The organism is Nocardioides ureilyticus (genome assembly GCF_051280745.1).
Lineage (GTDB): Bacteria > Actinomycetota > Actinomycetes > Propionibacteriales > Nocardioidaceae > Nocardioides.
In genome coordinates, this window is sequence record NZ_JBNCOG010000021.1 from 1 (window position 1) to 11,695 (window position 11,695).

The window sequence follows — 11,695 nt, forward strand, 5'->3', positions numbered from 1 at the left end:
GCCCGTCCGCGCGCCCGTCGCCCCGGGCGCGGCCGATGCGCGGCGCCGAGGGGCGCCGGACCGGCGTCAGCGGTGCGGTCGTGGCCGCCGGGCCGGAGAGGTCGGCGGAGATCGCGGTCACCTGGAGCACGGTCCGGGTGCGTCCCCGCAGCCGGTGCGACCACGCCCGCGCGGAGGCGGGCAGCGTCGCCGCGGCGACCTGGACCCCCCCGCGCACCGCCCGGACCCGCCAGCCGGTGACCAGCGCCTGGTCGTACGACGCGGGGGCCTGCCAGCGGACGGTCGCGAGACGCTTGCCGACGCGGGTGACCAGCTTCGCCGGTGCCGGCGGCGCGCCGGGCAGGGTGACCTGCGTCCAGGCGAGCGGGCCGAGGCCCAGCAGGTCGAGGGCGCGCACGCCGAACCGGTGGGTGACGCCCCGCTCGAGGCCGGTGAGGGTGACGGCGCGGGTGCCCGGCTGCGTGCGGCTCACCGTCTCGCCGTCGTGCACGACGTCGTAGCCCAGGAGCGAGCCGACGCTCCCGAGGAGCGGCGTCTGCCAGCTGAGCCGCACGGTGCCGGTGAGGGCGTCCGTGGCCGTCGCGAGGCCGGTGGGCGCCCCGACGCCGGTGGGCTCCTCGGGGTCGTCGCTCGGCGGAGGCGGCTGCGTGCTCGTCGGGGGCTCGGACGTCGTCGTGGGCGGCTGCGTCGTGGTCGTCACCACCGCGGCGAGGTCGGCCACGGCGGCGGTGCCCGTGCCGGCGGCGTTGACGGCGCGGACCGAGAGCTGGTGCGCCGAGGCGTCGACGCCGGTGAACGTGTGCCGGCTGGCAGTCGCCGGGAGGCTGACCCACCCGCCGGCGTCCAGGCGCGCCTGGTAGCCGGTCAGCGGGCTCCCGCCATCCGAGGCCGGGCGCTGCCAGCTGAGGGTGGCGCTGCCTGCGGAGGCGTCGCGGGTGGCCGTGACGCTCGTGGGCTGGCCGGGCGCGGTCGGGGTGGTGACGGTGGCCGTGGTGACCGGGCCGGTGCCCACGGCGTTGACGGCCGCCACGCCGAGCGAGTACGTCGCGCCGGGCGCCAGGCCCGTGAACGTGTGCGACCGGGCCGTGGCGCCGAGCGTCGTGACGGCGGCACCGTCGCGGGTGAGCGCGTAGCCGGTGACGGGGCTCCCGCCGTCGCTGGCCGGTGCCTGCCAGGTCAGCGTGGCGGTGCGGCCGTCGGCGCCGGGGGAGGCGTGGACGCTCCCGGCCGCGTCGGGCGCGACGGCGGTCTCGACGAGCCCGCAGCCGGTGACCGACAGCGTGTAGGCGCCGAGGCTGCCGTACCCCTCGTAGGTGGAGCCCTCGCCGGTGCCGTCGACGCGCAGGTAGTAGGTGCCGGCGTCGACGGTGGTGCGCGCCGTGGCGGCGAGCCCCGTCATCCGGTCCCGCGTGGACGCGGCCGACGTCGGGTTGGCATGGGTCTTGCTGACGCCCGCGGCGTCGAGCAGGTCGATCGCGATGTCGAGGTTGGGGCTGGTGGCCGCCGGGTTCGCCGCGAGCGAGACCTCGCCGCTGCACCGGCCGAGCGCGTAGACGTCACGGTCGGCGTCGGAGGTGATGTACGCCGGTCCGGTCGGCAGCTGCGCAGCCGCGGTGCCGACCGTCGCGCCGGCCTCGTCGGCCCGCACCGGCGCCCCCGAGTCGGCGATGATCGCGAGGTCGTCCTCGGTGTTGTTGGCGCTGGAGTACGCGCCGCGGCTCCACTGCACCAGGGGCCGGGAGTAGCCGACGCCCATGATCGGGGCCCAGCCGGCATGGCCGCTGTAGTAGCTGCTGGTGGTGGTGGCGTCGTGCTTGAGTGCCAGGTTGTGGCCGGCCTCGTGCGTGGCCGCCTCGGCGACCGACTTGGTATCGTTGCCGAGCTCGCTCGGGAAGACCCACGCCGGCTGCAGGTCGGCGTGGTAGGTCGGCTCGTCGAAGACGTTGAGGAACGCCACGCCGCCGCACTGGCTGTTGCACAGGTCGGAGGCCGCCTGGTTGCTGCCGGTGACGAGGACGCGGGTGCCGTACACCTGGTCGGACCAGCCGTTGCGCGTGATCGCGGCCGCGCCCGGGTCCTCCGTGGTCACGTCGACGTCGAAGGGTGCGAAGTCCTCCGCAACGCGGGCCCAGACCGACTGGACCTCGGCGCGCTCGGCGCTGCTGAACGTGGCTCCGTCGCCGGCGGGGTCCCAGCCGGCGTGCCAGCCGGCCGTGAGCGGGTAGTCCGGGTCGCGGTTCCACTCGGTGTCGGACACGTCGGCGCCGTCGAAGTCGAGGTAGATCGTGCGCTGCGACCCGGGCTTGCTGTGCAGGGCGAAGGTCTCGGCCAGCGGGGCCTGCGCCGTGGTCGCCGCCGCGCTGCCGGTCTCGGTGTGGCCGGCCTCGGTGTGGTCGGCCTCGGTGTGCACGGGATCGATGAAGGCGATCCGTCCGTCCCGGTGGACCCGGGCGGTGCGGTCGGTGCGGAGCAGCTGGCGCAGCTCCGTCGCCGACATCTCGTGGGCCCGGGCGGCCGCCGGCAGCTGGTCGCCCAGCAGCTCGATCGCCTGGCGGCCGGTCGCCGCACGGGGGATGCGGACGCGCTCCTCGGCCGCGGGGCGGGCCGTGCCGGTCGACGAGCCGGCGGGCGTCTCGTGGGGCACGGGAGCGGCGGCGGCCGGCCGGGTGGGCCGGTGGTCGCCGACGTACGACGGTGCGTGGGCACTGCTGGGGGTCAGGGGGAGGGCAAGGGCAAGGGCCACCACGGTGGTGGCGATCTGTCGCAGCGGACGCGGCGCGAGCGGGGGGGTCATGGCGCGGTCTCCTCGGTGTCGCCACCCACCGTAGGAACGGACTAGACCGGGCGGAGGCCGTCCGGCCGGAGTCTGTCCTGACGGCGCGGAGAACCATCCCGACGGGCCATGCCGCGCGCCCCTGGGTGCTACCGGCAGGGACTAGGACGGCCCGCCGGAGGGTCAGCCGGGTGGGGCCGCCCCGGTCGCGGCGGTCACCACGGCGCCGCACCACTGGTCGGCCCGGGCGAGGAGCGCGTCGGCGTCTCCCGCGGCGCGCCCGCCGAGCGAGCAGACCAGCCAGGCGTCGCCGAGGAGACCGCGGAAGGACACCTCGGCGCGGCGACCGCTCCGGCACAGCAGGGCGGTGCTGGGCTCGCCGAACGCCGGAGCGTCCGCCACCGGCTCGCAGCCGCCCCTGCGCATGGCGGCGCGGCCTAGGGCCTCCGCGCGGGCGGCCGTCACGGGTGGCGCGAAGACCCAGGCCGCCGCGGTCATGGGCCCCGACGACCAGCGGCAGCCGTGCTCGTGGGCGACGTCGGTCGTGGTGGGCGTGAGCGGCGCCGTCTCGCCGTTCTCCCAGGTGTCGGTGGTGCGGGGCGGGCGACCGAGCGCGGCCAGGACCGCCTCGGCCGGCACGCCGTCGCAGAAGGGCGCGCGGAGGACGGCGAGGCCCCGGGTCTCGACCTCGCTCAGCCTCGGCACGGACACGCTCCCGGCGCCGTCGGGCTCCGCGGCGGGCGGCGGCTCGGCGGGCGGCGGCGCGGGCTCGACGGCGGCCACGCCGACCGCGACCGCTCCGCCGGTCAGCGCAGCGCTCGCGAGCAGCGTCCGGACCGCGAATGGCATGGGCCACAGGGTAGGGAGGGCCGCGTCGCGCGTCCGCACCGTGGTGGGACCGCTCGCGTACCGTTCCCCGGGTGATTCGCTTCGAGAAGGTCACCAAGGCCTACCCCGGCCCGGGCGGGCCGGCGCTGGACCAGGTGTCGGTCGACGTGGAGAAGGGCGAGTTCGTCTTCCTCGTCGGGACCTCCGGATCGGGCAAGTCCACCGCGTTGCGCCTGGTGCTCCGCGAGACCCGGCCGACCTCCGGTCGCGTCTACGTCGCCGGCAAGGAGATCAACCGCCTGGCCGGCTGGAAGGTCCCGCGCCTGCGCCGGCAGATCGGCACCGTCTTCCAGGACTTCCGCCTGCTGCCCAACAAGACCGTCGCCGAGAACGTCGCCTTCGCGCTGCAGGTCACCGGCGGCTCCCGCAAGGAGATCCGCCGCGTGGTCCCGGAGACCCTCGAGCTGGTCGGGCTCGAGGGCAAGGCCGACCGCCTGCCCGAGGAGCTCTCGGGTGGCGAGCAGCAGCGGGTGGCGGTCGCGCGGGCGTTCGTCAACCGGCCGATGATCCTCATCGCCGACGAGCCCACGGGCAACCTCGACCCGACGACCTCCGTCGGCATCATGAAGCTGCTGGACCGGATCAACCGGACCGGCACGACGGTCGTCATGGCCACCCACGACCACGGCATCGTCGACCAGATGCGCAAGCGGGTCATCGAGCTCGAGGACGGCCGCGTCGTCCGCGACCAGGCGCGCGGCGCCTACGGCTTCGAGCACTGACCCGCACCCACCGCACCCGCCGCACACCCGGAACCCGAGCCGCCGTACCCGAGCCGTCCCCGAGCTGAACGAGAGCCGATCCACCCATGCAGCTTCGCCACGTCTTCACCGAGCTCGGCCAGGGCCTGCGCCGCAACGTCTCCATGCACATCGCGGTGGTCCTGACCCTCTTCGTGTCCCTCACCCTGGTCGGCCTCGGCCTGCTGCTCAACCAGCAGGCGCAGAAGGCCGCCGAGCAGTGGGGCTCGCAGCTGCAGATCACCGTGTGGCTGTGCAAGGACCAGGACGACAACCCGCGCTGCAGCACCGAGGTCACCGACGCCCAGAAGGCCGCGCTGGCCGACGTGGTGGAGGAGAACCCCGAGGCCGAGAGCTTCTACTTCGAGTCGCAGGAGGAGGCCTTCGAGAAGATCAAGGAGCTCCTCGGGCCGGAGAAGTTCGAGGGGCCCAACCCGGCAGCGACGGTCGAGGACATGCCGCAGTCGATGTGGATCACCCTCGAGGACCCCAACGAGTTCGAGGGCATCACCAGTGCGGTCGAGGGGCTCGACGGCGTCTCCTCGATCCGGGACGCCCGGGAGGTCCTGCAGCCCATCTACGGCTCGATCACCGCGCTGAAGTACGGCGCCTGGGGCACCGCGGCGTTCCTCGTCCTGGCGGCGCTCATGCTGGTGGCCAACACCATCCGGCTGACCGCCTTCGCCCGGCGCAAGGAGATCGGCATCATGCGGCTGGTCGGCGCGTCCACGCTCTACATCGCGCTGCCCTTCCTCCTGGAGGCGATCGTCACCGCGGTCATCGGCGTGGGCCTCGCCGCGGGGGCGCTCGGCGCCTTCATGTACTTCGGCATCCACGAGCGTGCGGCCACCGGGCTGACGTTCATGCCGTGGATCGGCATGCCGGAGTACCTCTCCACCCTCGCGGCGATCGCGGTCCTCGGACCGCTGCTGACGCTGCTGCCGACACTCCTGCTGACCCGCAAATACCTCAAAGTCTGAGCCGCGGCCCGTACGGTCGGTCCGTTCCGCACTTCCCGATCAACTTCCCCTGACCGACGAAGACGAAGGCAGACCCGGTGCGCCCCTTCCCCCGTGCCGCTCGCCGACGCCTGGCAGCAGCGACCGTCGTCTGCTCCGTGGCTGTCGGTGGGCTCTCCGTGCCTCTGGCCGGTGCCGAGGACGACCTCCGGGACCGGCAGAAGCAGGTCCAGAAGGACATCGACCACGCCCACGACGAGCTCGAGCACTCCAGCGACCGACTCCGCAAGGCGACCCGGCGGCTCGAGACCGCGGTGGCCCGGCTCGACGCCGCGGAGGCCGAGCTCGCCGACGCGCGGACCCGGCTCGGCGCCGCCCGGGCGCTGGACCGGCGGATGGCCGCCCGGCTCGAGGCGGCCGTCGCCCGGCTGGCGTCGGCACGCGAGGCCCTGGCGCAGGGCCAGGAGGCGCTCGAGGCCCAGCGCGAGCGGGTCACCGACACGATCACGTCGATCTACGAGCAGGGCGATCCCGAGCTGCTGGCCTTCGCCGCGATCCTCGACGCACAGACGCCGGAGGACCTCACCCGTCAGATGGGCGCCCAGGACATCATGGTGGGGCGGGAGACGCGTGCCTACGACGACCTGCACGCCGCCGAGGTGCTGCTCGAGGTGCGCGAGAACAACGTCGAGGACGCCAAGAACGCCGTCGCGGAGGAGCGGCGCGACGCCGCGGCCCACCTCGACACCATGCGTGCGCTGCACGAGGAGACCCGGCTGGCGCAGGTCAAGGTCCGCGAGCTGGTCCAGGACCGTCGCTCGGCGCGCCAGTCGGCCAGCCGGGCCAAGGCCAAGGACCGCGTGGTCCTCGCCCGGCTCCGCGCCGAGGAGCGGGAGATCAAGCAGAAGATCCTCGAGGCGGCCCGCCGGGCCCGCCAGCGCAGCTCCGGCTACCAGGGCACGACCGACGGGCTCCTCATGCGACCCTCGGCCGGCCCGATCACCTCGCCGTACGGCTACCGCGAGCACCCGATCTACCACTACTGGGGGATGCACGACGGCACCGACTTCGGCGCGGCCTGCGGCTCCCCGCTGTACGCCGTGGACTCCGGCACGGTGATCTCCGCCTACCACTCCTCGGTCTACGGCAAGCGGCTCTACGTCAACCTCGGGCAGGTCAACGGCCGGATGCTCACCGCCGTCTACAACCACGCCTCCCGGTACACCGTGGGCGTGGGGGACCGGGTGGAGCGCGGCCAGGTCGTCGGGTACGTCGGCTCCACGGGCTGGTCCACCGGCTGCCACCTGCACTTCACCATGCTGCGCAACGGCGAGCACACCGACCCGATGCCCTACTTCTGACCCAGCGCCTCCTCGGACGTCATACGGGGCGAGCACCCGCTTGCTCCCTCCGTATGACGTCAACCTCGGCCGGCCTGAGACAATGGTGGGATGGCGAAGGAGCAGGGCCAGAAGATGGTCGCGCAGAACAAGAAGGCGCGGCACGACTACGCCATCGAAGCGACCTTCGAGGCGGGCCTCGTCCTGCAGGGCACCGAGGTGAAGTCGCTGCGGCAGGGGCGGGCGTCGCTGGTCGACGGGTTCGTCGACATCGACGGCGGCGAGGCGTGGCTGCACGGCGTGCACATCCCGGAGTACTCGCAGGGCACGTGGACCAACCACTCCGCCCGCCGGAAGCGCAAGCTGCTGCTGCACCGCACGGAGATCGACAAGATCGAGCGCCGGGTGACCGAGAAGGGCCTGACCGTGGTGCCGCTCGCGCTGTACTTCAAGGACGGCCGCGCGAAGATCGAGATCGGCCTCGCCAAGGGCAAGAAGTCGTGGGACAAGCGCAACTCCATCGCAGAGCGCACCGCCAACCGCGAGAAGGAGCAGGCGGTCGGCCGCTACCTCAAGGGGATGCGTGACTGAGGCGGGTGCGCCGGTCGGAGGGTCTTCGCCGGTCGATCCTTTCTCGCCGGTCGATCCCCTCTCGCCGGTCGAGCCCCTCTCGGCGGTCGAGCCCCTCTCGGCGGTCGAGCCTGTCGAGACCAGCGGTGACGTCGTCCCCGTCGTGGACTTCTGGCAGCGGCTGGGCCTGCCGGGGCTCTTCGACGTCCACGTGCACTTCCTCCCGCCGCCGATCCAGGCCGCGGTCTGGGCGGTCTTCGACAGCGCCGGCCCGAAGATCGGCCGGGAGTGGCCGATCCGCTACCGCGCCAGCCACGAGGACCGGGTCGAGCTGCTGCGCGCCATGGGAGTACGCCGGTTCTCGGCGTTGCCGTACGCGCACAAGCCCGGCGTGGCGGCGTACCTCAACGACTGGGCTGCGGGCTTCAAGGAGCGCGTGCCCGAGAGCCTGTGGTCGGCGACCTTCTACCCCGAGGAGGGCGCCGCGGCGTACGTCGCCGAGGCGATCGAGGCTGGGGTGGAGGTCTTCAAGCTGCACCTGCAGGTCGGCGAGTTCCACCTCGACGACCCGCTGCTGGCGCCGGTGTGGGGCGTGCTCGAGGACGCCGGCACCCCGGTGGTCGTGCACGCGGGCTCGGGTCCGGTGCCGAACGAGTTCACCGGGCCGGAGTCGACGCGGCGGGTGCTGCGCGAGCACCCGCGGCTGGCGCTCGTGGTCGCGCACATGGGTGCGCCGGAGTGCGCGGAGTTCGTCGAGTTCGCCACGGCGTACGAGAACGTCATGCTCGACACGACCATGGTCTTCACCGACTTCTTCGCCGTGCAGTGGCCCGACGACCTGGTGCCGGCGCTGCGCGACCTCCAGCCGAAGGTGCTGCTGGGCAGCGACTTCCCGACCATCCCGTACCCCTACGTGCACCAGCTCGAGGGGCTGGAGCGCGTGGGACTGGGGGAGGAGTGGCTGCGCGACGTCTGCTGGCACAACGGTGTACGGATCTTCGGCGCCTGAGCCCGCAGGTGCGCCACACTGCAGGCGTGACCGATCACTGGGAGACCGTCGCCGCCGAGCGCCGGGCCTTCGCCGACGAGCTCGACACCCTCGACCCCGAGCAGTGGGCCGCACCGAGCCTGTGCTCGGGCTGGACGGTCAAGGACGTGGTCGCCCACGTGATGGTGGGGCCGACCGCCTCCACCGGGGAGGTGCTGCGCGCGATGCTGGCGGCGCGCGGCCGGTTCCACGTCGCGAACGACCGGCTGGTCCGGAACCGGTCGGCGCTGGCCAGCGGGCAGCTGGTCCAGGTGCTGCGGGACCGAGCCGGCAGCCGCTTCCGCCCACCGGGGCACGACTCGAGCGCCCCGCTGGCCGACCTGCTGGTGCACCGCCAGGACGTCCTGGTGCCGCTCGGCCTCCCCGACGACCGGCCCCCGGCGCCCTGGGGCCCGGTGCTGGAGCTGCTGCTCGGGCCGAAGGCCAGGTCCGGGTTCGTGCCGCGCGGGCGGCCGGACCTGACGTACGTCGCGACCGACCTCGACCGGTCCTACGGGACCGGCCCCCGCGTCGAGGCGCCCGCCGCTGCGCTCGCCCTGGCGCTGATGCGCCGCACCGCCCGCGTCGGCGAGCTCGACGGGCCCGGCGCCGAGTCCCTGCGCCGGTGGGCGGCGACGGAATAGCGCTGGGTCCGTGACCGTTGGACCCGTAGACTGCCTCGTGCAGCACAACTCAAGAGGGGCTGATCGGTTTCGACTTGGGACGTTAGTTCCAGGGGAAGCGGGTCGAGGAGCCAGCGTCATCTCGTAAACGCTCGCTGGAACCTATAGTTGCCAACACCAATCGCAACTCCTTCGCTCTCGCTGCCTGAGCAGTGACCGAAGCGTCAGTCCGGGCATCCGTCTCCGTCCCGGGACCTGGCGTCGACTAGGAGACTTGCTGGTCACTTCCTGTCAGGAGGGGTGACCGGGACTTTTTCCTGACTGAGCCTGTCGGGGACGTGTCCGTGCGAGCCCCGAGGCCGAGAAAAGCGACATCGCGGACTGCACCCGGAGAAGACCTGGTTCGACGCTCGAGGACGCGGGTTCGATTCCCGCCAGCTCCACCGCGAGGGCTTTCCCGAAATCGGCCCGAACACCTCCCCGAATCGGGGAGGTGTCCGGGGGAGTCTTCGACAGCCCAGCCCAGCCCAGCCACGACAGGACGCCCCTGACCACTCGAGGTCAGGGGCGTCCTGTTGTTGGCCGTTGCGGGCTTGCGTTGGGCCTCCGGCGGCGATGGGTTGGTAGGTGGCGGCGAAGTCGGTGACCTGCTGCCCTCGGACGAGGAGGCTCTCGATGAGCTCGCCGTCGAGATATGGCTCAGGAGCGGATGCCCTCCCGGGGCCGGGCCACCATCGTCCGCGATGTGTGGCGGGTCCGCCTGGCTCGACGGACGCTGACACTTTCCGACCCAGTTGACGCCTGCAGAGATGGGTGGGGCACCGGCCGTCGTAGCCGAGCAGGAGGAAGAACAGGTGCAGGCGAGGTTGCCGCGCCAGAGGCCTTATCGAGTAGCCACGTCCTCGAGGTTTCGCGGGCGGTCGAGGCGCGGTGTACCGGTGCGCCGGAACCCGTGGCTGTGCGTCGCGGCGAGTGTGCGGGTGAAGGCGCGGACCTGATTGGCGACCTCGTCGGGTGCCTCCAGGTGCGGAGAGTGGCCGACGCCGGACAGGAGGGCAGTCCTCCAGTCAGGCTGGAGCTCGGCCACCTGATCCAGGGCGGTGGGGGCGACCAGCCTGTCGACGGCTCCGTGCACGACCATGCCAGGGACGGCGGCAGAGGCGATGGTCCGCCGATACGCGGCGGCGCGCGCCACCAGCAGGCCCACCGAGCGTGCGGCTTCCACGAACGTCGCGTGATCCTCCATGCCGCCTGCTTCGGCCCGTTGGACGAGCAGCTGCCGGATCTCCTCGTCCACGACCTCGGTCGAGGCGCAGGTCAGCGCGAGAGCTCGTCGTACATGCTCCTCTGGTCCCAGGCGTCGAAACCGGGCGGCCAGAGCGGTGCGCGCGAGCCATGGCCAGGCGCACAGGGCCACGCGAAGCGCGAGCTCGGGCGTCATCGGCTCCCAGGGCATCCGCGGCATCGGTGGTGCCAGCAGGACGAGTCCCCGAACGTCGGCAGGACGGGCGACCGCCTGCAGCACAGCCAGGGCGCCGCCCATCGAGTGCCCGACAAGCACCGCCGGCCCGACCTGGTCGAGGACCCGCTGCAGCAGCAGCGTGTTGGGCTGCATTCCGGCGGAGCGACCGGCCCGGGGCGAACGGCCGTGGCCGGGCAGGTCCACCGCGAGCACTCGGTGGTCGGACGACAGGGCGTCCGCGACTCGTTGCCAGCTGACCGCGGAGCTGCCGAGGCCGTGGAGGCACAGCACGGTCGGCGCACCTGGGGCGCCGCCGTGGTCGGCGACGTGCACTGGGCCGCCGATGTCCAGGAAGCGGGATTGAGGACGAGACACGGCCGGCTCCTAACCAAGTGCGGCGAAGTCGGCTGGGCTCCCAACCTTTCCGCAGAGGTACCCCGTCGTCCCCTAAGGCAACCGAGGCGACGGCCGTGACCTGGCCTACTTGGATTCGCCCGGAAGGGACCACCTTCCCCTCGCGCGGTGCGGCGGCTCATCGTGCCGTGAGCAAGCACAACCGTGGGCCCGGAGTGACCGGGACGTAGCGAGGTGCGAGGTGGCTCAGGGTTGACCTACCGCGTGAGGCGGGCAAGAGAACGCCGGCCCACACTCCGGAGGAAGAGAGACCGCCGTGTCGTTCTGGAAGAGACTGTTCGACCGACCGCCTTCCCCAGGCGCCGGATCCGGTCGAGGCGGGGCCCTCGGGACACCCAGCTTCACGCTCGACGAGGCGGCGCCCTCCACCGACCAAGAAGCGGACGCGGTCGTCAGCGGAGGCGGCGTCGTGGGACCAGACGACTCTCGCGGCCCCCACCGCGCCGCTGAGCAGTCGCCCAGCGCCCAGGCCCCGTAAGCCGAACTCGACCCCGGACCCGGGTCGCGGGATGAGGGACCGCGAATGCGGCTACCAGAGATGTTGGCGGTCGCGATTACTGATCGCCTACGTCGCCGCCGTCATCGGCGTGCTCATCGCCTCTGCGATGGTCGACGCGAGCGACTTCGGCGCCGAGGAGGCGTGGTTCTACATCACGCTCCTCACGATCGGCTACATGGTGAGCCGTGGGCTCGCCAAGTCCGGCAGCCGCGACTTCTACGACGACGAGTCCGGCGCCGACCGTTGCTGACCTCCACAACGTCGCAACACCCCTGTCCGCCACGGCCGGCGAGCAGGGGTGTTCGCATTCCGTAACCGTTGACGCGCTCGTTTGGTCGGTGAACCTTCCCGGACTCCCAGGTTGACCAGAGGACCGTGTGCAGATCGCGGTCTCGCCGTG

The 11,695-nt window shown here is 72.7% G+C and carries 10 protein-coding genes and 1 other RNA gene; 8 read left to right on the plus strand and 3 right to left on the minus strand.

Going from position 1 to position 11,695, the window contains the following annotated elements; translation table 11 throughout:
• Positions 1–2,794: fibronectin type III domain-containing protein (locus tag ACSMHG_RS12710; protein WP_435745540.1), on the minus strand; the 2,794-nt coding region annotated here is incomplete at its 3' end.
• A 162-nt stretch (positions 2,795–2,956) separates the two neighbouring features.
• Entirely contained in the window at positions 2,957–3,622 is a 666-nt protein-coding gene (locus tag ACSMHG_RS12715; protein ID WP_435745542.1) for a hypothetical protein, read from the minus strand.
• Between the two features lie 71 nt (positions 3,623–3,693).
• On the opposite strand from ACSMHG_RS12715, the gene ftsE reads away from it, so the two are divergent.
• The 7 genes from ftsE (at position 3,694) to ssrA (ending at position 9,366) form a co-directional block, all read left to right on the plus strand.
• Positions 3,694–4,383 carry a cell division ATP-binding protein FtsE gene (gene ftsE / locus ACSMHG_RS12720; protein WP_435745544.1) on the plus strand — a complete coding sequence of 230 codons (690 nt, stop codon included), beginning with the start codon at positions 3,694–3,696 and terminating at the stop codon, positions 4,381–4,383.
• Positions 4,384–4,469: 86 nt separating this feature from the next.
• Complete coding sequence (gene ftsX / locus ACSMHG_RS12725) at positions 4,470–5,381, plus strand: permease-like cell division protein FtsX (protein ID WP_435745546.1); 912 nt, start codon at positions 4,470–4,472, stop codon at positions 5,379–5,381.
• A 77-nt stretch (positions 5,382–5,458) separates the two neighbouring features.
• Positions 5,459–6,721: a peptidoglycan DD-metalloendopeptidase family protein gene (locus ACSMHG_RS12730; RefSeq protein ID WP_435745548.1), complete on the plus strand. Its 1,263-nt coding sequence runs from the start codon at positions 5,459–5,461 to the stop codon at positions 6,719–6,721.
• A 90-nt stretch (positions 6,722–6,811) separates the two neighbouring features.
• On the plus strand, positions 6,812–7,291 hold the full coding sequence (gene smpB, locus ACSMHG_RS12735) for an SsrA-binding protein SmpB (protein ID WP_435745550.1): 480 nt from the start codon (positions 6,812–6,814) through the stop codon (positions 7,289–7,291).
• Complete coding sequence (locus ACSMHG_RS12740) at positions 7,284–8,279, plus strand: amidohydrolase family protein (protein WP_435745552.1); 996 nt, start codon at positions 7,284–7,286, stop codon at positions 8,277–8,279. Before smpB ends, ACSMHG_RS12740 begins: the two co-directional genes overlap by 8 nt.
• A gap of 26 nt (positions 8,280–8,305) precedes the next feature.
• Positions 8,306–8,941 (plus strand): maleylpyruvate isomerase family mycothiol-dependent enzyme, encoded by a 636-nt coding sequence (locus ACSMHG_RS12745; RefSeq protein ID WP_435745554.1) that lies wholly within the window; start codon positions 8,306–8,308, stop codon positions 8,939–8,941.
• A gap of 55 nt (positions 8,942–8,996) precedes the next feature.
• Positions 8,997–9,366: a transfer-messenger RNA gene (ssrA, locus tag ACSMHG_RS12750) on the plus strand.
• A gap of 437 nt (positions 9,367–9,803) precedes the next feature.
• Here ssrA and ACSMHG_RS12755 read toward each other — a convergent pair.
• A complete protein-coding gene (locus ACSMHG_RS12755; RefSeq protein WP_435745556.1) occupies positions 9,804–10,715 on the minus strand; it encodes an alpha/beta fold hydrolase in 912 nt (303 codons plus the stop codon).
• 590 nt (positions 10,716–11,305) lie between these two features.
• Here ACSMHG_RS12755 and ACSMHG_RS12760 point away from each other — a divergent pair.
• Positions 11,306–11,545, plus strand: a complete 240-nt coding sequence (locus ACSMHG_RS12760; RefSeq protein WP_435745557.1) for a hypothetical protein — start codon at positions 11,306–11,308, stop codon at positions 11,543–11,545.
• Positions 11,546–11,695 lie beyond the last annotated feature (150 nt).

What these genes read in the sequence shown, in the direction of transcription:
- ACSMHG_RS12715 (WP_435745542.1), bottom strand. Translation starts at nt 3,622, where the DNA reads ATGCCATTCGCGGTCCGGACGCTGCTCGCGAGCGCTGCGCTGACCGGC.
- ftsX (WP_435745546.1), top strand. Translation starts at nt 4,470, where the DNA reads ATGCAGCTTCGCCACGTCTTCACCGAGCTCGGCCAGGGCCTGCGCCGC.
- smpB (WP_435745550.1), top strand. Translation starts at nt 6,812, where the DNA reads ATGGCGAAGGAGCAGGGCCAGAAGATGGTCGCGCAGAACAAGAAGGCG.
- ACSMHG_RS12760 (WP_435745557.1), top strand. Translation starts at nt 11,306, where the DNA reads ATGAGGGACCGCGAATGCGGCTACCAGAGATGTTGGCGGTCGCGATTA.